Origin of the sequence: Amphritea atlantica, from assembly GCA_024397875.1 — a bacterium.
GTDB classification, from domain to species: Bacteria; Pseudomonadota; Gammaproteobacteria; order Pseudomonadales; family Balneatricaceae; genus Amphritea; species Amphritea atlantica_B.
Window position 1 is genome coordinate 4,157,422 of sequence record CP073344.1, and the last position, 22,045, is coordinate 4,179,466.

Genomic DNA, 22,045 nt, shown 5'->3' on the forward strand with positions numbered 1-22,045 from the left:
CGACAAATAAACGCAGTCCGATACTGCTTGTATTATGGTATACCATAATACAAGCAGAGATCAAATCATTAGTCGCCGTCAACAGGTTTCTATTCGATGTAGCACTGATGGAAGACTCGGTAACAGGTGGGACAGGGCACTTAATCGCTGTCTGATCTGTAAACAAAAAAGCTCTGACCGTTTAGTCAGAGCTTTTGTTGGGGCTTAGATCCGAAGGCTGTAACGTGATCGTTAAATATCACCCATGCAGATATATTTAATCTCCAGATAGTCATCCAGACCATACTTAGATCCTTCACGACCCTGACCCGACTCCTTAACACCACCAAATGGAATAACTTCAGAGCTGATCGCCACTTCATTTACCCCAACCATGCCGTAGTCTATCGCTTCAGATACACGCCAGACTCGCGATATATCTTTAGTGAAAATATATGATGCCAATCCGAACTCGGTATCGTTGGCCATGGCTATCGCTTCGTCTTCAGTACTGAATTTAAAAACAGGGGCAACCGGACCAAAAATTTCTTCTTTAGCGATACGCATATTATTGCTCAGATGTGCCAGTACAGTCGGCTGATAGAAGGCCTCTCCGAGGGTATCAATTTGTCCCCCGGTTGTTACGCTGGCGCCTTTTGCCTGTGCATCTACCACAAGCGCGTGCACATTGGCGGCCGCTTTAGCTGTAATCAGCGGGCCTATCGTTGTAGCACTATCGAAGCCGTTACCTAAGCTGAACTTATTCACAGCCGCGGTGAATTTCTCGACGAAAGCATCGTAAACCGTATCCTGAACGATGATGCGATTAGCGCAAATACAGGTCTGGCCTGCGTTGCGGTATTTAGCTGAAATAGCACCGGCGACCGCTTTATCTAAATCAGCGTCTTCGAATACTAATACCGGCGCATTGCCGCCTAACTCCATTGAGGTGCGTTTAACGGTCTGAGCACATTGCTGCATGAGCAATTTGCCAATCGGAGTAGAACCGGTAAAGGTAAACTTCTTCACGATTGGATTTGAAGTCAGCTCAGCACCAATTTCAGGGGCTGCTGTGCCTGCAACAACATTGAACAAACCCGCAGGAATACCGGCACGGTCAGCCAGTTCCGCCAGTGCTAATGCCGACAGCGGTGTTTCAGCCGCAGGCTTTAAGACAATGGCACAACCCACGGCTAATGCCGGAGCGGCCTTCCGGGTAATCATTGCGTTAGGGAAGTTCCAGGGTGTGACCGCAGCAACGACGCCAATAGGTTGCTTAATCACGATAGAGCGGCGGTCTGCAGTCGTGTTTGGAATTACGTCACCATAAACACGTTTAGCCTCTTCGGCGAACCACTCAACGAACGAAGCACCGTAAGCCACTTCGCCTTTAGATTCTGCAAATACTTTGCCTTGTTCCGCAGTCATAATAATGGCCAGATCATCCTGATTCTCCATCATTAAGTCGAACCACTTCCGCAATATCACTGAACGCTCTTTAGCGGTTTTCTTTTTCCAGCCCTGCATCGCCTGATCTGCAACTTCAATTGCACGACGCGTTTCGGCAGCGCCCAGGTCCGCGACTTGCGCTATCTCCCTTCCGTTTGAGGGATCGGTTACCGCAAACGTCTTTCCCGAATCCGCATCCAGCCACTCTCCGTTGATATACGACTGGGTTCTTAACAAGGATTGATCTTTCAGATTTAAAATAGACATATTTGTATTCTGCTCGTTAACATACGTTAGTGATTAACGGCCTTTCTCAATGCGCTAAAGCGGCCGTGAAGTTTATCGCTCGGGACCTTTTTTAAGGCGACGAAGACCCACAAGGCAGACCGGTGTCTGCCCCTGTAAAATTTAATAGGGTTGTATTGCGGCTTAGGCACAGTGCGAAATAAAAGCGACCGCGCCCTAATCCGGGAGTTAGCGGTTATTCGTTATATGAGTTCGAGTTCTTCCAGAACGTCTCTTGCGATTCTGAAACATTCCACACCCTGAGGTACGCCACAGTAAATAGCGATTACATGAATTGCAGACCTGATTTCATCGACAGTGACACCGTTTGTGATTGCCCCACGCAGATGAAGCTCCCATTCATGCATCTTGCCCAAGGCGGCGATCATAGTGAGATTCATCAGTGAGCGGGTCTTCACATCAATGGTGTCGTCTCCCCAGCCAAATCCCCAACACCATTCGGTCATGGCTTCCTGGAAAGGTAAGTTAAAGGCATCTGCTTTAGCCAAATTATTAGTGACATATTCTTCACCCAGAGTGGCCTTACGCTTACTCAAACCTAATTCAAACAGTGCTTTATCCATGTTTATACCTTCAGTTAAATCATTTCAGCGGCAACTTCAGCGGCTTCAGTCAGATGCTGTTTGCAAATTGCTTCGGCGCGATCAGTATCATGCTGTTCGATTGCATCAACTATTTTACTTAAATTTTCTGGCCCCTTGTCGCGTCGCGCAGCGGTGCTCAGCGTCATGGCGCGCAAACGGGAAATCCGGGCATTCAATCGTTCAACCACATCCCAGGTGATATGTTTACCGCCGGTGGTGAAAATGAGTCTGTAAAATACAGTGGTCAGCTTCAGCGCCTGCATCACTTGTTCTTTTCTCAGGCAATCAGCGATCTCTTTACAGAGCAGGCGCAGCTCAGCAATAACCGCTTTATCAGCCTTCAGGGCGCAACTTTTCACTGCAGAGCATTCCAGTAGAATCCGCAGTTCATAAATCTCTTTAACTTCTTCGCCACTGATGCTTGCAACAATAAAGCCCGCATTAGGGACACCCACAATTAGCCGTTCGCTTTCTAAATGCCTTATACACTCACGAACCACTGTGCGGCTAACCCCCATACTTTCGCATAAACTGCGTTCTATCAGGCGTTCTCCTGGCTTAATGTGATCGCTGGTGATCGCATCTCGCAAAGATTCCAGAGCATTTTCTTTTAACGTTTTTGGTCTATCTACCTTCAGCATATTGTCCATGATTCCATTATTTAGACTGGTAAGGGCTCTCTTTTAACGGAGGAGCACTAAGGAATCCAGATTACTATATTTCCAAACGTTTTGTTGCATGCGATAAGATTATATGATTGTATACCATAATACAATAAACGATCTTGATTCTTTAAGTGAGCATGACATGAAGCCTGAAATCAGAAAAATAGTTAGTTTTGAAGAAGAAACCTTTATTGAAGGATTTAAAGCCGCCGAAACGCCGGTACGTATGTTTGCTGTTGCAGCGGTTATTAAAAACCCATGGGCAGGACGTTATGTTGAAAACCTGCGTCCGGAAGTGCTCGCCTATGGCCCAATCCTGGGTGAAATTCTGACTAACAAAATCAGTGCGATGGCCGGCGGTGCAACGAATATTGAGGCTTTTGGTAAAGCTGCTGTCGTTGGACAAAACGGCGAAATTGAACATGCTTCAGCACTCATCCATACACTGCATTTTGGAAATATTTTTCGCGAGGCGGTACAGGCTAAGTCATTCTTATCTTTCACTAACACTCGCGGCCCTGCGAATGCGCCTATTATGATTCCAATGATGGATAAAGATGATGGCGGCCGCCGTTCACACTACCTGACTCTGCAATTCAATATTTCAGATGCTCCGGGACCCGATGAAGTCGTCGTTGTTTTAGGCGCGGCAACCGGTGGCCGGCCTCATCATCGAATTGGTGACAGATATCAGGAACTGAAGGAATTGGGGCATGACGTTGAAAACCCAGCAGCGGTATAAGTCAGAAAACGGAATAGCTTATCTTAAGTACGGCTCTGGTTCGCCTATCGTGCTGGTGCACGGCGTAGGCTTGCGTGCAGAAGCCTGGCTAAACCAGATAGAGACGCTTACTCAGCGGCATACAGTGTACGCAATCGATATGCCCGGTCATGGGGAAAGCGATCTTCTGGCAGAGGAAGACTCAGACCTGGATGACTACGTCGATGCGATTGCCGCCTGGATAGATTCTGAAATCAGGGAGCCCGTCATCATGATGGGCCACTCGATGGGATCGATGATCGCCCTTAACTTTGGGATCCGTTACAAGGCGATGTGTATCGGGATTGCCGCGCTGAATTCGGTTTATCGCAGAACGCCCCAGGCCGAGCAGGCGGTTCAGCAGCGCGCTCTGGATATGATCAAAAATCCAGCTTTGGACAAAGTTACGACACCCATTAAGCGTTGGTTTAATCGGGATCCACAGGGGTTTGAAAAGCAGATGGCTGACCTGTGTGAGCAGTGGTTGCTGGCAGCGCCCACTGCCGGTTATGCCCGAGCTTATCGCGTTTTTAGTCGGAATGATGGTCCGCAGGATGAAGCATTAGCCGCGCTTGAGATACCGGTCATCTTTATTACCGGTGATGGCGATAGCAATTCATCAGGCGAAATGTCACAACGTATGGCCGCACTGTGTCCGAATGGACGTTATGCAGTGATTGAGAATGCCCGACATATGGTCCCGATGACGCATCCCGATGAAATGAATCAGTTACTCGCCGAATTTATAAAGCAATGCGGCACACAAGTAAGGAATCAGATATGACAACTATTGATACCCGTGAGCTGCGTAATGCGTTTGGCTCATTCATGACGGGCGTTACCGTTGTAACGGCGGTCAGCGAATCAGGTGAGAAAGTTGGTTTCACGGCTAACTCTTTTACCTCCGTTTCTGTAGATCCACCTTTGTTATTGGTGTGCCCGGCAAATAATCTGTCGAGCTTCGATATTTTTAATAACTGCAAACACTTTGCTGTAAATATCCTTGCCGAAGATCAACAGGATATTTCAAACACCTTTGCCAGCGCCAAAGGCGATCGCTTTGAAGGTATTAACTGGCATAGCGATGACAACGGGTGCCCGATCATAGATGGCACAGTGGCGCATTTTTCCTGCTCGACCTATAGCAATATTCCCGCGGGAGATCATATCCTGCTGGTTGGCCAGATCAGTGACTTCAGCGCGAATGAAAAGCTTGGCCTGGGCTACGCCAAAGGGGGTTATTTCAGTTTAGGTATGGAGCACCGTGCCGAAGAGCTGACTCACTCTCTTGATGGTGTTGTTGGCGCTATTATTGAGTACGACAATAAAGTATTACTCACTTCGACTGAGCAAGGTTACAGCTTGCCACAGGTTGCCAGCAGTTCTGATCAGGGCTCACATAAGACCATTCGCAACTACCTTGAAAGCCAGGGACTGGATTGCGAAATGGGTTCCGTCTACTCCGTTTACGAAAACCTGGACGCGCAAAAGTTCACTACCTATTACCGTGCCAACGCAAACAACGATACGGTGAATCAATCAGGCGTGTATATCGATATCGATAAGATCGCAGATCTTAATTTTGTGTCTTCGGATATACAGAGCATGTTACAGCGATTTGTTCTCGAGAAACAAAACGGCGTGTTCCGTTTGTATGTCGGGGACAACAAAACCGGCGATATTCACTAACTGGAGCTATGTGATGAAATTTTCTCTATTTGCACATATGGAACGGGTCAACGAAGAACAGACTCAGGTTCAGTTATATGAAGAGTTTCTGTCTTTATGTGATATGGCCGATAACGGTGGCATGTGCACGGTCTGGACCGGTGAACACCATGGTATGAACTTTACCATTGCGCCTAATCCGTTTCTGAATCTGATCGATTTAGCCCGCAGAACTAAAAATGTCCGCCTTGGAACAGGTACGGTCATAGCACCATTCTGGGATCCTATCAGACTCGCGGGTGAAGCCGCGATGACCGATATTATCACCGATGGCCGTCTGGAGCTTGGTATCGCCCGTGGGGCATACTCATTTGAGTATGAGCGCATGGTTAAAGGTGGCATTGATGCCTGGGAAGCCGGTGAACGGCTACGCGAAATGGTTCCTGCAGTCAAAGGGCTCTGGGCAGGTAACCACTCGATGGACAGTAAGCATTATAGCTATCCTGAAACGACATCTTCACCCAAACCGCTATCCGAAAAAGGCCCGCCGATCTGGGTTGCTGCACGCGATATTAACAGCCACGAATTTGCTGTTGAAAATGACTGCAATGTCCAGGTTACGCCGCTATGGCAGGGCTTAGATGAAGTCGAAGGGTTGATGGATAAGTTTAATCAGGCCTGTAATACCCATGATAAGCGTCCGAAGATCATGATATTGCAGCACGCTTATGTCGGTAAAGATGAGGCAGAGCTGGCCCGTGCAGCCAAACAGTTAAATGAATTCTACTGTTACTTCGGTGCCTGGTTCAAAAACGAGCGGCCTATCAATCAGGGGTTGATCAAACCGCTGAGCCAGGCCGATATTGATGCACACCCGTTCTACTCGGCTGATCAGATGCGTAAAGATCTGATGATAGGTACATCAAAGCAGATTATTGATCGTTTAAAGCACTACCAGGACTTAGGCTATGACGAATTTGCTTACTGGTCTGATTCAGGTATGACCCGCGAGCAAAAAGAAACGTCTCTTGCACGCTTCATCGATGAAGTAATGCCTGCATTTACCTAATCTATTGACGAGAAAAACAATGACAAACAATAACTTACCTCATTACCAATTATTGATCGACGGGGCGTGGGTCGAGGGTACTGATAACCAGGTCATGCGTAGCAGTAACCCTGCGAACGGCAATGACTGGGCAACGTTTGCCTGTGCTAATAAAGACGATGTTGATCGCGCAGTGAAGGCCGCCAGACGCAATCTGGAGTCCGGTCCCTGGGCTGCCATGAATGCCACTCAGCGTGGCGCACTGCTGTATCGCTTAGCAGATCTGGTTGAGAAAAATGCGCAACGACTGGGTGAAGTAGAGACGACCGACAGCGGAAAACTTGCAGCGGAGACGGTTAGCCAGTCAAGCTATGTCGCCAGCTATTATCGTTACTATGCCGGCCTGGCTGATAAGATCGAAGGGGCAACGCTACCCATCGATAAGCCTGATATGCATGTCTTTACGACACCGGTTCCGATCGGTGTGGTTGCGGCCGTAGTGCCCTGGAATGCACAAATGTTCCTTACCGCTTCAAAGCTGGGGCCTGCGTTAGCTGCGGGCTGTACCGTGGTTCTGAAAGCGTCGGAATTAGCGCCGGCACCGTTGTTTGAACTGGGTAAGTTAATTCAGGAAGCCGGTATTCCTGATGGTGTGGTATCGATTATTACGGGTGATGCTGCAAACTGCGCTATCCCTTTGACTTCGCATCCCGATATTGATCGTCTGGCGTTTACCGGTGGTCCGGAAACCGCCAAGCATGTGATTCGAAATACCGCAGAGAACTTTGCAGTGACCTCGCTCGAGCTGGGTGGCAAATCACCTATCATCGTGTTTGAGGATGCCGATCTGGAAAGTGCCGCGAATGGTCTGATCGCGGGTAACTTTGGTGCATCCGGACAATCCTGTGTTGCCGGATCCCGGGCTTTCATTCAGCGTTCTGTTTTAGCTGAACTGACGAAAAAGATTGAAGAAAAAGCGAAGCAGATTGTTATAGGCGATCCCCAGTCAAGCAGCACTCATATAGGTCCTTTATGTACAGTCGCTCAGGTTGAGTGCATTGAGGCTACCCTTGCTAAAGCTGTTGAACAGGGCGCAACTATCCGTTTTGGCGGCCAGCGTGCGCCACAGTATGGCTCACAAAACTACTTCCAGCCGACCATGGTTGAGTGTCCGAATGATCAGATTGAAACCCTCAAAACTGAGATGTTCGGACCGGTTATGTCGATCGTTGCTTTTGATACCGAAGAAGAAGCGATCGCGATGGCGAACGACAGTATCTACGGCTTGGGTTCCGGCGTCTTTACGCAGAACATTGCCCGGGCACACCGTGTATCGAGCAAGATTCAGTCGGGTATTTGCTGGGTAAATACCTATCGGGTGACTTCACCTATCGCGCCTTTTGGTGGTATCAACCAGTCCGGTTATGGCCGTGAAGCGGGTGTACAGGCGGTGCTTGATTACATCAGAACTAAAACGACCTGGATTAATACCTCATCCGAGCCGATGAGCAATCCATTCGTTATCAGGTGATAACGTTAAGGACCTCTGTGATCCTTCATAAAAAGACCCTCATCTGAGGGTCTTTTTTTGTTTATCTATAACGATTCGGTAGTAGCCACCCTGATTCGCTTATCAACTTACTCAGGCGATCCTCCCTTTACCACGGACGGGCAGGTCAGACCCGTGAGTTAACTTTCGTTTGTCCCTATGCTTATAGAAAAGAACGATGCATCGACCCGTCTGCTTTTATATGCTTTAGCCCTGGCCACTTTTCGGCCCCAGGATAATCAGCATCTGCGAAGATAAAATCTTGCTCTCGTTGCAGGACTCACTGATAGGGTAATGGTGAATACTCTTATCAAGGAGAGGCTTACACCAAGCTTTAAACTCTTCTATATTTGAAGTCAGCAACCAACAAAAAAGCAGCCCATAGGCTGCTTTTTGTTGCTCATTTCAATTCAAATGAAACTCGACACATCAAATATCCAGGTTAGATACATTCAGCGCATTGGTCTCGATGAAATCTCGGCGCGGTTCTACCTCATCACCCATAAGGGTGGTGAATAGCAGATCTGCAGCGATAGCGTCGTCGATGGTGACGCGCAGCATACGGCGCTGTTCCGGATCCATGGTGGTTTCCCACAGCTGTTCCGGGTTCATCTCACCCAGACCCTTATAGCGCTGGATATAGTAGCCACGCTTGGACTGTTCCATCAGCCAGTTAAGACCGGCGGTAAACTCGGTGGTGGGCAGGGTGCGCTCGCCACGCTTAAAGTAAGCGGTCTCTTCCAGCAGTCCGTCGAGGGTGTCGCCCAGATTGGTCAGGGCGGTGTAATCCCGGGATTCGAAGAACGACTGGTCGAAGGTGTAGTCATGGCTTACGCCGTGCTGAATCACCTTAACGCTTGGCAGGAACACACCCTGGTGCTCCATATCCTCTGCAGCGGAGGAGGTATATACATCACCGCCATCCAGGCTATCACCCAGACCATCGCAGACTTTATCGATCCACTCGGCGACCTTCTGTTCATCTTTCAGATCATCCAGTGTCAGGCGTGGGGTATACACCATCTGACGCATGATCGGCTCCGGATAGAGGCGGGACAGGCGGGTGAGCATCTTATCCACAGCACGATAACGGTTTACGATCTCTTCAAGACCGGTTCCGCTGATCGGTGGCGCATCGGCATTTACATGCATCGAAGCACCTTCCAGCGCGCCCTGAAGCAGGTAGTTTTCCAGCGCATCATCATCTTTCAGATACTGCTCCTGCTTACCTTTCTTGATCTTATAGAGCGGTGGCTGAGCAATAAACACATGGCCACGCTCGATGATCTCGGGCATCTGCCGGAAGAAGAAAGTCAGCAGCAGGGTACGGATGTGTGATCCATCCACGTCGGCATCGGTCATGATGATGATGGAGTGGTAACGCAGCTTATCAGGGTTAAACTCTTCACGACCGATACCGGTACCCAGTGCGGTGATCAGGGTGCCGACCTCAGCCGAGGCCAGCATCTTGTCAAAGCGGGCTTTTTCGACGTTGAGGATCTTACCTTTAAGGGGCAGAATCGCCTGTGATTTACGGTTACGGCCCTGCTTGGCGGAACCGCCCGCAGAATCACCCTCCACGAGGTAAATTTCAGAGAGGGCCGGGTCTTTCTCCTGACAGTCTGCCAGTTTGCCGGGCAGTCCGGCGATATCCAGTGCGCCTTTACGACGGGTCATCTCGCGGGCCTTACGCGCCGCTTCACGGGCACGGGCGGCATCGATCATCTTCGATACCACCGCTTTAGCGTCCTGCGGGTTTTCCTGCAGGTAATCGTTGAGCTGCTCATACATCGCCTGCTCAACCGCGGTTTTCACCTCGGAGGAGACCAGTTTGTCTTTGGTCTGAGAGGAGAATTTAGGGTCGGGTACTTTTACCGATACGATGGCGGTCAGGCCCTCACGGCAATCATCACCCGTAGTTGCGCCCTTGGCATTCTTATTCAGCTTTTCCGCTTCAATATAGTTGTTCAGGGCACGGGTGAGGGCGGTTCGGAAACCGGACAGGTGAGTACCACCATCACGCTGAGGAATGTTGTTGGTAAAGGCGTGGATACTTTCCTGATAGCTGTCGTTCCACTGCATCGCCACCTCAACGCCGACACCATTTTCATGCATGACGTTGATATGAAACATCTTATTCACAGAGTTCTTGTTGGTATTGAGGAAATCAACGAAGGAACTCAGGCCACCTTCGTAGGCAAACAGTTCCTCTTCACCACTGCGCTCATCCTTCAGCCGGATCGCCACACCGGAGTTGAGGAAGGAGAGTTCCCGCAGACGTTTAGCCAGAATATCGAATTTAAATTCCAGCTGATTGTGGAAGGTCTCTTCAGAAGGCCAGAAGCGCACTGAGGTACCGGATGTTTCGGTCTGACCGACCACTTTCAGCGGCTCATCGGGCACCCCGTGACGGTAGGTCTGCTCATAAACATCGCCTTTACGGCGGATAGTCAGTTTAAGCTCAGCGGACAATGCGTTGACCACAGAAACACCCACGCCGTGCAGTCCACCGGAGACTTTGTAGGAGTTATCATCGAACTTACCACCGGCATGCAGCACGGTCATGATAACTTCGGCAGCCGATACGCCTTCCTCTTCGTGCATATCGGTCGGGATACCCCGGCCATTATCCGATACGGTGACGCTGTTATCAGGGTGGATAACAACTTTAACCTCGCTGCAGTAGCCTGCCAGGGCCTCATCGATCGAGTTATCCACAATCTCGAAAACCATATGATGCAGACCAGTACCATCATCCGTATCCCCGATATACATCCCCGGGCGCTTACGAACCGCATCCAGTCCCTTTAGGACTTTAATACTGGAAGAATCGTATTCCTGATTTTCGACACTCATTCAGTTCTCCTGGCTATCTTACTGAGTGCTAAACGCACCCTCATGTATATTGAAAAAACAGAGTTCAGCCTGATCCGACCAGTATCCGGTCAGTGCATCTTTATCAACACAGGTGATAAAGCACTGACTCGCTGTTTTTTCTAAATAGTTACAGAACAGTCGACTATGGTGCTGATCCAGCTCTGACGGAAGGTCATCAATCAGATAGATACAGGCGCGACTGTTCAACTTGTAAAATAAAACTCCCTGCGCCAGCTTAAGGGCGCTCACCACCACCTTCTTCTGCCCCCTGGAGAGACGTTCTGAAGCGGTGTGGCCATCCACCTTAAGCCGCAGGTCGGCCCGTTGTGGTCCGGCACTGGTATAACCCTGTCGCAGATCGCGTTCAAAGTTATCGTTCAGCACCTGATCGAGGCCGCGTTTTTTGTCCCATCCGGGACTAAAACTCAGATCGATACTGACGCCTTCAAGCAGATCAGCAAGGATCAGATCAAATTCGGGTTTTAATGCTTCAATATACAGTTCGCGAAGCGTATTCAGCTGTTCCGCATAGGTAATAAATTCCCGGTCCCAGACCGCCCGAATCCGTTGCTCGATTTTACCATATTTCAGCAGAGAGTTTCTCTGTTTTAATACCCGTCTGAAACCACGCCAAAGCCTTATAAATTCAGGATTTGAGTGAAATGCACCCCAGTCGAGAAACTGCCGTCTGATCGCCGGACTTCCTTCCAGAATCATGAAGGTTTCTGAGTTGATTACCTGGATCGGTAACAGCTCGGCGAGGGTGGTAATATCGATGTTGTTACCGCCATAGCGGATGCGGCAGTCACTCTCGAGATTACGCTCGACCCCGAGTGGCTGACTGACGCCACTGCCCATCGCATCCAGCTGAGCAAACACCGTACAGTGCTGCGAACCGGTCTGAATAAGATGATTAAGCTTATTGGTGCGAAAAGAGCGGCACAATCCCAGCAGATGGATCGCTTCGAGCACACTGCTTTTGCCACTGCCGTTGGCACCGTGGATGATATTGATACTGGGTGAAGGTGACAGACTGAGGTCGCTGAGATTGCGAACCGCACGAATATTGAGTTGGGTTATCGGCATATATGGGGGAGGTATAGGAAGGGGGCCTGAGGCCCCCTGACAGGATTACATCCGCATCGGCATCACAACATAGAGGGAGTTGGCATCGTCCAGCCCCTCAATCAGCGCACTGCTGTTTGAGTCGGCCAGGGTAAAGCGAACCACCTCAGAGCTGACAATCGACAGAACATCCAACAGATAGTTAACGTTGAAGCCGATCTCCAGAGTATCGCCTTCATAGTCCACGGCAACAGTCTCTTCCGCTTCTTCCTGCTCCGGGTTATTGGCCATAACCTGCAGATAACCGTTAGTCAGTGACAAACGCACGCCGCGATATTTTTCGTTCGACAGAATCGCAATCCGACTGAATACCTGACGCAGCTCCTGACGGGTGCCAAGCATAAACTTGTCGCCACCTTGCGGAATAACGCGCTGATAATCAGGGAACTTGCCGTCAACCAGCTTAGAGGTAAAGGTAAAGTCACCGGCATGGGCGCGAATATGGTTGGCACCCACCACCAGTTTGACCTGATCATCACCGCTCTGTAACAGACGGGCCAGCTCGAGGATACCTTTACGCGGCACGATAAACTGATGGTTAGCCGGGCCGTTGGTGTCGACCTCGGTCACACTGGTCGCCAGACGGTGGCCGTCGGTGGAAACTGCCCGCAGACTGTTCTCGGTGATCTCCAGCAGCATACCGTTGAGGTAATAGCGAACATCCTGCTGAGCCATAGAGAAACCGGTCTGATCAATCAGATGACGCAACTGGCTCTGCAGCACATTCAGCTCAAATGATTCAGGACTATCTTCAACATTGGGGAACTCAGCCGCAGGCAGGGTAGAGAGTGTGAAACGACTGCGTCCCGCTTTGATCACCATCTTCTGACCGGTCAGGGTCAGCTCGATCTGCGCCGAATCTGGCAGGGATTTACAGATATCCATCAGCTTGCGTGCCGGAACCGTGATCGAACCCGCTTCAGCCGGCTCATCCAGCTGGACCCGGCCAACCAGTTCAACTTCCAGGTCGGTACCGGTCATCGACAGCTGATCACCCTCTGCAACCAGCAGGATGTTGGAAAGCACTGGCAGAGTCTGACGACGTTCCACAACACCTGCAACTAACTGCAGAGGTTTAATTAGCGCTTCTCGCGAAATAACAAATTTCATCTTTTTGCTACCCTTAATTGATCAGCCTGTTACGCGGTCAGATGACGCAACAGATTCTGATAATCCTCTCTTATATCCGTATCGGTCTCACGCAGCGAAGCTACTTTACGGCAACCATGCAGTACCGTCGTATGATCCCGTCCACCAAAAGCATCACCAATCTCAGGCAAGCTGTGATTGGTCAGCTCTTTAGACAGAGTCATAGCAACCTGTCTCGGCCGGGCCACAGAACGACTGCGGCGTTTCGAAAGCAGGTCCGATACTTTTATCTTATAGTAATCGGCTACAACCCGCTGAATGTTATCAATACTAACCTGTTTATCCTGCAATGCCAGCAGGTCTTTCAGTGATTCTTTAATAAAAGGTGTAGTGATCGCATTTCCGGTGAAATGGGCATTTGCAATCACCCGTTTCAGCGCCCCTTCAAGCTCACGGACGTTGGAGCGAATCTTTTGCGCCAGGAAGAAAGCCGAGTCATCCGGCAGACGAACCTGAGCTTCTTCAGCCTTCTTCATCAGGATCGCCACCCGGGTTTCCAGCTCCGGCGGTTCAATCGCCACCGTCAGGCCCCAGCCAAAGCGGGACTTCAGCCGCTCCTCAACACCGTTGATCTCTTTCGGATAGCGGTCACTGGTGAGGATCATTTGTTGTCCCCCCTCAAGCAGCGCATTAAAAGTGTGAAAGAACTCTTCCTGGGAACGCTCTTTACCGGCGAAAAACTGAATATCATCGATCAGCAAGGCATCAACCGAGCGGTAGTAACGTTTAAAATCGTTGATCGCATTCAGCTGCAGCGCCTTCACCATATCCGCTACAAACCGTTCGGAGTGCAGATAAACAATCTTGGCTTTCGGATTGCGCTGCAGCATCTCCATCCCCACCGCATGCATCAGGTGGGTTTTACCCAGACCCACACCACCATATATAAACAGTGGGTTATAGGAACCGCCGGGGTTATCTGCCACCTGCTGTGCTGCGGCCAATGCCAACTGGTTAGACTTACCCTGAACAAACGAGTTAAAGGTAAACGACTGATTCAGGTTGGACTGGTGTCGCACACTGCCTTCAACATCGACATTGCGTGACACGGTGGACTGAACAGAAGGGGGAACAATGATTTCGCGATGTTCGCGATGATTGATCGGCTGAAAACTGCTGTCATCAATCGCCAGCTGCTGAGGAGCATTTTCCTCGACCGGTTGCTTCTTAACTGCGGGCTGAGGCCGGTTGCCAAAACTATTCTGAGAATCATAGGCTGATGGAAACGGCTCTGCGTCATCGAAGCGGCTGGCCGGCCGACGTGCAGGTGCAGCCGGTGGAGCAGGGCGCACCGGGCGCTGGGAGAAACCGTTCGCACGTCCGGCGATATCGATACTCACCTTGGCGGCGATATCTCCACTGACCGTATTGACGATCTCGCGAATCCGGTTCAGGTATTTATCGCTCACCCAATCCTTAACAAAACGGTTAGGCGCCAGCAATACAAGCCCGGTCTCAGCCTCAGGAGAAACCTTCAGAGGCCTGATCCAGGTGTTGTATTGTTGTGAGGGGAACTCATCCTGAAGATTTTGAAGACACTGTTCCCACAACTCAGCCGACATAGCGAATCCTTAAACATCCTCTGTTTTCACTACTACTTGAGTGATCGAGAACAAGACCGTAAACGTAAAAAATATTAGCAGATAATACCCTTTAAACGCCTGCTTATCCACAGTTTGTATCAATCTGTTACTAATTCTTTTTTGTATAATTTTCAATCAATTAGCAAGAATCCCACAGTTTACGCGGTTAACAGAGGAGGCGGTAAAAAATTATCCATAATTTAAAAACAGTTAATACTCAGATATATCAACAGACTATCTGATTGTTTTTTATAGATTTAAACAAGTTAACAACAAAACTTTGTGTATATCTTAAAAAAACCTTCGGCAAATAACTTCATCTCCATTAGTCTCTGCTTTATTCTCTGTCATAAATCACCTGAACAGCTTTTTTACGATTGATGTCAGGAATTGTTTGCAAAGCGAATATCTTTTCTCTACAATTTCGCGTCTGTTTTTGACCGTGGGATTCAGCCAACCTTACTGATACCACCACACTGTATGTTAGTAGGACTGACCAATGAAAAGAACATTTCAACCAAGCAACCTGAAGCGTAAACGCACTCACGGTTTCCGTGCACGTATGGCAACTAAGAACGGCCGTACTATCATTAACCGTCGCCGTGCTAAAGGCCGTAAGCGTCTGTCAGCATAATTTTTTGCCTGTCAGGCTCTCTGAATGAATGAATTCAGCTATCCCCGCCAGTTAAGACTTTTAACTGGTGGGGATTTTAAACAGGTATTCAGCCGAGCCAGTCTCAAGGTGTCAGATAAACATCTGTTGATCCTTGCCCGTCCAAACGATCTTGATCATCCCCGCGTTGGCTTTGTCTTCTCCAAAAAAAATATCCGTTTAGCTGTTAATCGTAACCGCGTTCGGCGTATCATTCGCGAGTCTTTCCGTCTTAATCAGCATAAGCTGCCTAATGTCGATATCGTAATTCTGGCCAGACAGGGTCTGGGGGATATTGATAACAGCGAGGTTCACGCCCTTATTAATAAGAGCTGGAACCGACTGATTGGCCGAGCCAAGGCAAAATCTGACAAATCAAATTCAAACTCATAACTGAATGGTCCAGAAACCATGGATGTACAGCGCATTATATTGATCGCAGCACTGGCAATTATTTCCTATATGCTGGTGCTTCAATGGAACCAGGACTACGGGGTTCAGCCGGCAGCGGTTGCCCAGAGCGAGTCTGTTTCAGCTTACCAGTCCAGTAACGATACCGTTGCTCAGGAAGGTAGTGATCTGCCTTCAGCCGGCACAGAAGCGTCTGCCAATAGCGATCTTCCGGAAGCTAAAGCAGCCTCTACCGTTTCGCAGCAGCAACTGATTTCAGTTAAAACCGATGTGCTTGAACTGCTGATCGATACTAAAGGTGGCGATATTATCGAGCTGACGCTGCCGCAACACAAAGCAGCGCTGAACGATGACAAGCCCTTTGTATTGCTGGAACAGAACGGTAACCGTACCTATGTATCCCAGAGTGGCCTGATCGGTAAAGATGGACTCGACGCCAAGCAAGGGGGTCGTCCACAGTACACCACAACGAAAAACAGCTATCAGCTGGAAGGTGACACACTGAGCGTTGATCTGGTGCATACCGGTGATGATGGGGTTGTTGTTACCAAGCGCTACACCTTTACCCCAGGCAGTTACACGATTGCACAGGAGTTTCTGGTCACCAATGGCTCGGCTGAAAACTGGCAGGCTAAACTGTTTGGTCAGATCAAACGGGATGGCTCGCAGGATCCGTCACAAACCACCAGTATGGGCATGCAGGCGTTTCTGGGTGCGGTCTTCTCAACCGCTGAAGAGCACTATGAAAAAATATCCTTCGATGATATGCAGAAGGAAAACTTTAAGAAAGTCAGCCCTGATGGCTGGGTCGCGATGTCCCAGCACTACTTCCTCAGTGCCTGGATTCCCGCTGCCGGAGCTGAGTACAGCTATAGCAGCCGGGTGACCAACGGTAACTATATTGCCGGATTTGTCTCACCTGAATTCGATGTTGCACCCGGCGAAACCAAGACCGTCGTTGCTAACTTCTATGCCGGTCCTAAAGATACCGATCTGCTGGAACAGGCTGCACCCAACCTGGAACTGACCGTTGACTACGGCATTCTCTGGTTTATCGCTTCACCGCTGGCATGGTTGCTGAAAACCATTCACAGCTTTGTAGGCAACTGGGGTGTCTCTATCATCTTTATTACCATCATCGTTAAAGCCCTGCTGTTCCAGGTGAACGCCAAGGCATTTAAGTCAATGGCGAAGATGCGTAAATTTGGTCCTGAGATGGCCCGCCTGAAAGAGTTGTATGGCGATGACCGTCAGAAGATGTCTCAGTCGATGATGGAGCTGTACAAGAAAGAGAAGATCAATCCGCTGGGAGGCTGTCTGCCGATTGTGGCTCAGATGCCAATCTTTATCGCATTGTACTGGGTACTGATGGAATCAGTTGAGCTGCGTCATGCGCCATTCGCGTTGTGGATCAATGACCTGTCAGTGATGGATCCATACTTTATGCTGCCAATCCTGATGGGTGCGACGATGTTTATTCAGCAGCTGCTGAATCCTACACCTCCCGATCCAATGCAGGCGAAGATTATGAAGATGCTGCCAATTGTCTTCACCTTCTTCTTCCTGTGGTTCCCGGCCGGTCTGGTTCTGTACTGGCTGGTAAACAACGTCTTGTCGATTGCTCAACAGTACCTGATCAACAAGCAGATTGAAGGCGAAGGCAGTAAGTAAGCCTTCACTGACGAATAAAAAAGGCCTCTTATGAGGCCTTTTTTTCGCTTCGCATAAGTCGCTAGAACGGAAACTTCGTTTCCTGCTAGTCGTTAGACGCGACTACGTCGCTTGCTAGAAAAAACTTAAGAGCCTCTCAAAATTTTAGGTAATAGCACGATTGCAGGCTTTTTCTAACGACTAGCGAGGCACGCAGTGCCGTTCTGGCAAGCAGCGAAGCTGCGTCTAAGTTATGCTAAAATCCCCTCCATCTGATATGCCACTTATTCATATTCCGAGGCTTCAATGACGCTGATTAACCAGGACACCATCGCCGCACAAGCAACGCCGCCGGGACGCGGAGGCGTGGGTATTGTACGGGTCTCAGGAAAACTGGCTGCAACTATTGCCCAACAGGTAGTGGGATTTATGCCTAAGCCCCGTTATGCCCACTATGGTCCTTTCTTTGATGCCGATAACAATCAACTGGATCAGGGTCTGGCGCTCTATTTTCCCGGTCCAAACTCCTTTACCGGCGAAGATGTTCTGGAACTGCAGGGCCATGGCGGTCCGATCATTATGGACTTTATTCTGCGTCGGGTAGTGGAGTGCGGCGCCAGACTGGCAAACCCCGGCGAATTTTCCGAACGGGCCTTTCTCAACGATAAACTGGATCTGACGCAGGCAGAGGCGATTGCCGATCTGATCGACGCCAGCTCTGAACAGGCCGCCCGCTGCGCCCTGAAATCCCTTCAGGGAGCGTTCTCAGAGCGGGTACATCAGTTGGTTGAAGCACTGACCCAGCTGCGCATCTATGTCGAAGCCGCGATCGATTTTCCGGAAGAGGAGATCGATTTTCTCGCCGATGGCAAGGTTGCCGGCGACCTGCAACAGATCATCGATACACTGGCGGAAGTAAAGCAGGAGGCCCGCCAGGGTAGCCTGATTCGCGAAGGCATGAGTGTAGTGATTGCCGGCCGGCCAAACGCAGGGAAATCCAGTCTGTTGAACGCCCTGGCGGGCAAAGAGTCCGCTATTGTCACCGATATCGCCGGCACCACCCGGGATGTACTGCGGGAACATATCCACATCGATGGGATGCCACTGCATATCATCGATACCGCCGGCCTGAGGGACGCGCCGGATGAAGTTGAACGGATCGGTATCAGCCGCGCCTGGGAAGAGATCCGTAAAGCGGACCGGGTGCTGCTGATGGTCGATGGCACCACCACAGCCACCGATGACCCGGAACAGATCTGGCCTGAGTTTGTCAGTCAACTGGACGACAAGAGTAAGATCACCGTTATCCGTAATAAGTGCGACCTGACCTCTGAGCAGCCGGTAATTGGTGAGCATGATGGCCATACGCTGATATCACTCTCTGCTAAAGCCGATATTGGTGTGGATAACCTGCGCCAGCATCTGAAAGACTGCATGGGCTATGCTAGTACCACCGAGGGTGGATTTCTCGCTCGCCGTCGCCATATGGATGCCCTGAACCGGGCTGAAAGTTTACTCCTCACGGGTCAGGAACAACTGATTTACGGCGGTGCCGGTGAGCTATTGGCAGAAGATCTGCGTCAGGCACAGCAACATCTGAGTGAGATCACCGGCGAATTCAGTTCTGATGATCTGCTAGGCAGAATTTTCAGTTCGTTCTGTATCGGTAAATAATCGGATCAACGATATTTGATAGGGTCTTCCATAGAGCCGACAGGAACACTTTTAAGACACTCCAGAAAGATAGAGAAGAGTTCTCCATGGGATGTTATCTCAAGTTTCTGGTGGATACGTTTGCGATAGACTTTAACGGTCTCTGGGCTTATTTCCAGTAACCGGGCAATCGATTTACTGGAATGTCCGCGAAGAATACACCTGACAATTTCGCATTCCCGGTCACTTAAACATGAGGAGCCAAATAACTGGAACGATTTTTCCAGATGGGCTCCAACACGTCCGGTATCCTGAGACAGATCTGATCTGATCTGATCTCGGGCCAGTGACTTCGGATCAGTGATATAAACAGTGACTCAATCAGGTCTAAGCGATGCAGATCATCGGTTGTCAGAACCGATCTGTTATCTCTTAGCCCCAATGACAGATGGATCTGAACGCTCTCATTGATGTTCACAATCAGAGTGGTTTCATCCCGAAGCCGGGTAGGTACATAAAAGTTTTTAAAGTAGTCGCTTTCAAAGAAGTCATCGGGAGCGATATCTCTGAGGTGATAAAAGCCATCTTCCACATTCTGTTTGGACAGCTCGTAAAAAGGATCGAGTAAATAGGCCCCCTCAAAATATGGAATCCAGCAGTTCTCTATCTCTCTTTTATGGAAATCATTAAACAGAGGGCGGGGTAGTTCGCCAGGAATAAAGGCATAGCCCATGACTGTGTCATATGCCGAGAGGTACTCACAGATTCGGCAGAGTATAGGGGGAAACTCATCAGTACCGATTGCCGCCACTGCCTTAGCACTGAGATCAAAAACCTCTTTGATTTCCTTATTACTGATCAGCGGCGTATGCATTGAGCTTCCTGAATTTATAGGCTTCTCCTTAATAGTATAAGGTTCCGGTAAGGATAAAAACGGGCCGTATTAACGACCCGTATGTTGTTAACGATGATCAAAAGAGAGTATTTCTTTATAGTGTTCAGGTCTGCGGTCTCTGAATACCCCCCAGCCGTCCCTCTGTGTTGCTATCTGATCCAGATCGAAGCTGGATAACAGAACCGTTTCGCTGTCGCTATCAGCATCGGCAACCAGTACGCCCGTCTGATCGGCAATGAAAGATGAGCCATAAAATTTTATCGGTGTATTACCCTCGGTCTCCTGACCTATTCGGTTGGATGCGATAACCGGCAGGATATTTGCGGCTGCATGTCCTTTCATCACATTTCTCCAGTGATCGGCGCTGTGATGATCCGGATCTGATGGTTCACTGCCTATCGCCGTAGGATAAAAAATCATCTCTGCTCCCTTAAGGGCCATAATACGCGCGGCCTCAGGAAACCATTGATCCCAACAGATACCCACACCAATCCTGCCATAGCGGGTATCATGAACCATAAACCCTGTATCTCCGGGACTGAAATAGTATTTCTCTTCATAACCCGGGTTTTGTGGAATATGCATTTTCCGATAGGTATCACTCACTGATCCATCGGCATCGATTACCACCAGAGAGTTGAAACGGGTATTTCCCGCACGCTCGAAAAAAGAGAGTGGTAACACCACCTCTAACGCTTTAGCCAGCTCAGAAAAATGTGCTATCAGTCTGCTTTCTTCTACTGTTTTTGCCAGCTCGTTGTGACGACTATGCTGCTCAGCACAGAAATAGGGGGTTTCAAACAGTTCCTGTAATAACACAATCTGTGCACCTTGCTGAACAGCCTGCCTGACCAGTTGTTCTGCTTTAGCCACGTTGTTCTGAATATCCCATGTGCAGGACATCTGGGTCGCTGCCACTGTTATTGTTCTCATTCTTTTTCTCACTAATCGTTGTTATTCAAAGCCTGCACCCAAACCTGGCGACAGGCTTACAGCATTCAGATACAAATCATCATCGGCCTGTTTTGATAGATGACCAGGCACTGGTTAACCTGCGATCAAATTTTGCGGTGTGAGCTTTTTGTGAGAAAAGATTCGCCTTCAGTTCTTCATCAGGATAGATCCCCTGATTGGTACGTATTGCCTCATCCAGAAAGGGTCCGACCTTGGTATTCGGTACGGCATACATGACGAAGTTCGATATATCCGCAGCATTTTCAGGTTTCAGAAGGTAATTAATGAATTGATGGGCCGCGTCGCTGTTCGTGCTATCAGCAGGTATCGCGACAAGGTCAAACCATGCAATGGTACCCTCTTTTGGAATGGCATATTTCAGGGTTGATTTCACACCGGCCTCATCCGCTCGTTTCTGAGCACGGAGAAGGTCACCGTTATAGCCAATCGTCACGCATACATCACCATTAACCAGATCCTGAACAAGGTTCCCCGAGTTAAAATACTTTATATTCCCGCGCACTTTTTTGAACAGATCGGTCGCTTTACTCAGATCGAGGGTATTAAATGGCCGGTCTCCTAAACGCTGCCTGAGCATATCTTCGTTGTAGCCCAGCCCTATCGTTCCCCAGGCATAGGGAACACCAACCCGGTTACCCGGATCATTGATCTCTGCCTTTTTAAGTAGCGTTGGATCCAGATTGCTGTAGTTTGAAAGTTTTGATCGGTCTAATTCCTGATAAATGCCTGCTTTAGCCTGGCGCTCAAGAAATGAGCCGGAGGGTACAACCAGATCATATCCTGAGTTACCGGCCATCAGCTTCGCTTCAAGTACTTCATTGGAATCATAAACGTCATAGTTAACTTTAATCCCGGTGTCAGCTTCGAAGTTCTTAATCACCTCCGGCTTGATATAATCCCACCAGTTATAAACGTTGAGAGTCTGTGACTCCGCCGCCACAAACCCTGAAAAACTTAACGCCAGGCCTGCGACTAAACTGATCTTTGTTATTTTCATGATGTATCACCATTACCATCAATTGCGTTGATCTTTAGCCTAGAAGTATTTGAAAGTGCCCGGTATCCCC

At 49.3% G+C, this 22,045-nt stretch carries 20 protein-coding genes; 9 read left to right on the top strand and 11 right to left on the bottom strand.

What is annotated here, in order from left to right; translation table 11 throughout:
• Positions 1–231 precede the first annotated feature (231 nt).
• The 3 genes from KDX31_19115 to KDX31_19125 all read right to left on the bottom strand — a co-directional run bounded on the left by KDX31_19115 (position 232) and on the right by KDX31_19125 (position 2,959).
• Entirely contained in the window at positions 232–1,695 is a 1,464-nt protein-coding gene (locus KDX31_19115; protein UTW03393.1) for an NAD-dependent succinate-semialdehyde dehydrogenase, read from the bottom strand.
• A gap of 221 nt (positions 1,696–1,916) precedes the next feature.
• Positions 1,917–2,297, bottom strand: coding sequence for a carboxymuconolactone decarboxylase family protein (locus KDX31_19120; protein ID UTW03394.1), 381 nt, complete (start codon positions 2,295–2,297; stop codon positions 1,917–1,919).
• Positions 2,298–2,311: 14 nt separating this feature from the next.
• Positions 2,312–2,959 carry a GntR family transcriptional regulator gene (locus KDX31_19125; GenBank protein ID UTW05459.1) on the bottom strand — a complete coding sequence of 216 codons (648 nt, stop codon included), beginning with the start codon at positions 2,957–2,959 and terminating at the stop codon, positions 2,312–2,314.
• 166 nt (positions 2,960–3,125) lie between these two features.
• Here KDX31_19125 and KDX31_19130 point away from each other — a divergent pair, with 166 nt between their 5' ends.
• Genes KDX31_19130 through KDX31_19150 form a run of 5 tightly spaced genes read left to right on the top strand, consistent with a single transcriptional unit; the run spans position 3,126 to position 7,990 of the window.
• On the top strand, positions 3,126–3,725 hold the full coding sequence (locus tag KDX31_19130; protein UTW05460.1) for an amino acid synthesis family protein: 600 nt from the start codon (positions 3,126–3,128) through the stop codon (positions 3,723–3,725).
• The gene (locus KDX31_19135) at positions 3,697–4,527 is read left to right on the top strand and encodes an alpha/beta hydrolase (protein UTW03395.1); all 831 of its coding nucleotides are present in this window, start codon (positions 3,697–3,699) and stop codon (positions 4,525–4,527) included. Before KDX31_19130 ends, KDX31_19135 begins: the two co-directional genes overlap by 29 nt.
• The gene (locus tag KDX31_19140; GenBank protein UTW03396.1) at positions 4,524–5,432 is read left to right on the top strand and encodes a flavin reductase family protein; all 909 of its coding nucleotides are present in this window, start codon (positions 4,524–4,526) and stop codon (positions 5,430–5,432) included. The genes KDX31_19135 and KDX31_19140 overlap by 4 nt, the downstream gene beginning before the upstream one ends.
• A gap of 13 nt (positions 5,433–5,445) precedes the next feature.
• Entirely contained in the window at positions 5,446–6,480 is a 1,035-nt protein-coding gene (locus KDX31_19145; GenBank protein ID UTW03397.1) for an LLM class flavin-dependent oxidoreductase, read from the top strand.
• Positions 6,481–6,499: 19 nt separating this feature from the next.
• A complete protein-coding gene (locus tag KDX31_19150) occupies positions 6,500–7,990 on the top strand; it encodes an aldehyde dehydrogenase (protein ID UTW03398.1) in 1,491 nt (496 codons plus the stop codon).
• 447 nt (positions 7,991–8,437) lie between these two features.
• Here KDX31_19150 and gyrB read toward each other — a convergent pair whose 3' ends face one another.
• From gyrB to dnaA, 4 genes are read right to left on the bottom strand one after another with little or no spacing between them, the layout of a single operon-like run.
• Positions 8,438–10,864, bottom strand: a complete 2,427-nt coding sequence (gene gyrB, locus KDX31_19155; protein UTW03399.1) for a DNA topoisomerase (ATP-hydrolyzing) subunit B — start codon at positions 10,862–10,864, stop codon at positions 8,438–8,440.
• 18 nt (positions 10,865–10,882) lie between these two features.
• Complete coding sequence (gene recF / locus KDX31_19160) at positions 10,883–11,971, bottom strand: DNA replication/repair protein RecF (GenBank protein UTW03400.1); 1,089 nt, start codon at positions 11,969–11,971, stop codon at positions 10,883–10,885.
• Between the two features lie 45 nt (positions 11,972–12,016).
• On the bottom strand, positions 12,017–13,120 hold the full coding sequence (gene dnaN, locus KDX31_19165; protein UTW03401.1) for a DNA polymerase III subunit beta: 1,104 nt from the start codon (positions 13,118–13,120) through the stop codon (positions 12,017–12,019).
• Between the two features lie 29 nt (positions 13,121–13,149).
• Positions 13,150–14,721 (bottom strand): chromosomal replication initiator protein DnaA, encoded by a 1,572-nt coding sequence (gene dnaA / locus KDX31_19170; GenBank protein UTW03402.1) that lies wholly within the window; start codon positions 14,719–14,721, stop codon positions 13,150–13,152.
• 520 nt (positions 14,722–15,241) lie between these two features.
• On the opposite strand from dnaA, the gene rpmH reads away from it, so the two are divergent.
• The 4 genes from rpmH to mnmE all read left to right on the top strand — a co-directional run bounded on the left by rpmH (position 15,242) and on the right by mnmE (position 19,129).
• Positions 15,242–15,376, top strand: coding sequence for a 50S ribosomal protein L34 (gene rpmH / locus KDX31_19175; GenBank protein ID UTW03403.1), 135 nt, complete (start codon positions 15,242–15,244; stop codon positions 15,374–15,376).
• Positions 15,377–15,400: 24 nt separating this feature from the next.
• Entirely contained in the window at positions 15,401–15,787 is a 387-nt protein-coding gene (locus KDX31_19180) for a ribonuclease P protein component (protein ID UTW03404.1), read from the top strand.
• An 18-nt stretch (positions 15,788–15,805) separates the two neighbouring features.
• Positions 15,806–17,476 carry a membrane protein insertase YidC gene (gene yidC / locus KDX31_19185; GenBank protein ID UTW03405.1) on the top strand — a complete coding sequence of 557 codons (1,671 nt, stop codon included), beginning with the start codon at positions 15,806–15,808 and terminating at the stop codon, positions 17,474–17,476.
• A 285-nt stretch (positions 17,477–17,761) separates the two neighbouring features.
• Positions 17,762–19,129, top strand: coding sequence for a tRNA uridine-5-carboxymethylaminomethyl(34) synthesis GTPase MnmE (gene mnmE / locus KDX31_19190; GenBank protein ID UTW03406.1), 1,368 nt, complete (start codon positions 17,762–17,764; stop codon positions 19,127–19,129).
• Positions 19,130–19,134: 5 nt separating this feature from the next.
• Here the strand turns inward: mnmE and KDX31_19195 are convergent, their stop codons facing one another.
• From KDX31_19195 to KDX31_19210, 4 genes are all read right to left on the bottom strand, one after another.
• Positions 19,135–19,473, bottom strand: a complete 339-nt coding sequence (locus tag KDX31_19195; GenBank protein UTW05461.1) for a helix-turn-helix transcriptional regulator — start codon at positions 19,471–19,473, stop codon at positions 19,135–19,137.
• Positions 19,356–19,982: a hypothetical protein gene (locus KDX31_19200; GenBank protein UTW03407.1), complete on the bottom strand. Its 627-nt coding sequence runs from the start codon at positions 19,980–19,982 to the stop codon at positions 19,356–19,358. The genes KDX31_19195 and KDX31_19200 overlap by 118 nt, the downstream gene beginning before the upstream one ends.
• An 87-nt stretch (positions 19,983–20,069) precedes the next feature.
• Positions 20,070–20,936 carry an N-carbamoylputrescine amidase gene (gene aguB, locus KDX31_19205; GenBank protein ID UTW03408.1) on the bottom strand — a complete coding sequence of 289 codons (867 nt, stop codon included), beginning with the start codon at positions 20,934–20,936 and terminating at the stop codon, positions 20,070–20,072.
• Between the two features lie 79 nt (positions 20,937–21,015).
• Positions 21,016–21,975 (bottom strand): extracellular solute-binding protein, encoded by a 960-nt coding sequence (locus KDX31_19210; GenBank protein UTW03409.1) that lies wholly within the window; start codon positions 21,973–21,975, stop codon positions 21,016–21,018.
• Positions 21,976–22,045 lie beyond the last annotated feature (70 nt).

Bases quoted from the DNA above. Each gene is read 5' to 3' on its own strand.
- KDX31_19115 (UTW03393.1), bottom strand. From the start codon at position 1,695: ATGTCTATTTTAAATCTGAAAGATCAATCCTTGTTAAGAACCCAGTCG.
- KDX31_19120 (UTW03394.1), bottom strand. From the start codon at position 2,297: ATGGATAAAGCACTGTTTGAATTAGGTTTGAGTAAGCGTAAGGCCACT.
- KDX31_19125 (UTW05459.1), bottom strand. From the start codon at position 2,959: ATGCTGAAGGTAGATAGACCAAAAACGTTAAAAGAAAATGCTCTGGAA.
- KDX31_19130 (UTW05460.1), top strand. From the start codon at position 3,126: ATGAAGCCTGAAATCAGAAAAATAGTTAGTTTTGAAGAAGAAACCTTT.
- KDX31_19135 (UTW03395.1), top strand. From the start codon at position 3,697: ATGACGTTGAAAACCCAGCAGCGGTATAAGTCAGAAAACGGAATAGCT.
- KDX31_19140 (UTW03396.1), top strand. From the start codon at position 4,524: ATGACAACTATTGATACCCGTGAGCTGCGTAATGCGTTTGGCTCATTC.
- KDX31_19145 (UTW03397.1), top strand. From the start codon at position 5,446: ATGAAATTTTCTCTATTTGCACATATGGAACGGGTCAACGAAGAACAG.
- KDX31_19150 (UTW03398.1), top strand. From the start codon at position 6,500: ATGACAAACAATAACTTACCTCATTACCAATTATTGATCGACGGGGCG.
- gyrB (UTW03399.1), bottom strand. From the start codon at position 10,864: ATGAGTGTCGAAAATCAGGAATACGATTCTTCCAGTATTAAAGTCCTA.
- recF (UTW03400.1), bottom strand. From the start codon at position 11,971: ATGCCGATAACCCAACTCAATATTCGTGCGGTTCGCAATCTCAGCGAC.
- dnaN (UTW03401.1), bottom strand. From the start codon at position 13,120: ATGAAATTTGTTATTTCGCGAGAAGCGCTAATTAAACCTCTGCAGTTA.
- dnaA (UTW03402.1), bottom strand. From the start codon at position 14,721: ATGTCGGCTGAGTTGTGGGAACAGTGTCTTCAAAATCTTCAGGATGAG.
- rpmH (UTW03403.1), top strand. From the start codon at position 15,242: ATGAAAAGAACATTTCAACCAAGCAACCTGAAGCGTAAACGCACTCAC.
- KDX31_19180 (UTW03404.1), top strand. From the start codon at position 15,401: ATGAATGAATTCAGCTATCCCCGCCAGTTAAGACTTTTAACTGGTGGG.
- yidC (UTW03405.1), top strand. From the start codon at position 15,806: ATGGATGTACAGCGCATTATATTGATCGCAGCACTGGCAATTATTTCC.
- mnmE (UTW03406.1), top strand. From the start codon at position 17,762: ATGACGCTGATTAACCAGGACACCATCGCCGCACAAGCAACGCCGCCG.
- KDX31_19200 (UTW03407.1), bottom strand. From the start codon at position 19,982: ATGCATACGCCGCTGATCAGTAATAAGGAAATCAAAGAGGTTTTTGAT.
- aguB (UTW03408.1), bottom strand. From the start codon at position 20,936: ATGAGAACAATAACAGTGGCAGCGACCCAGATGTCCTGCACATGGGAT.
- KDX31_19210 (UTW03409.1), bottom strand. From the start codon at position 21,975: ATGAAAATAACAAAGATCAGTTTAGTCGCAGGCCTGGCGTTAAGTTTT.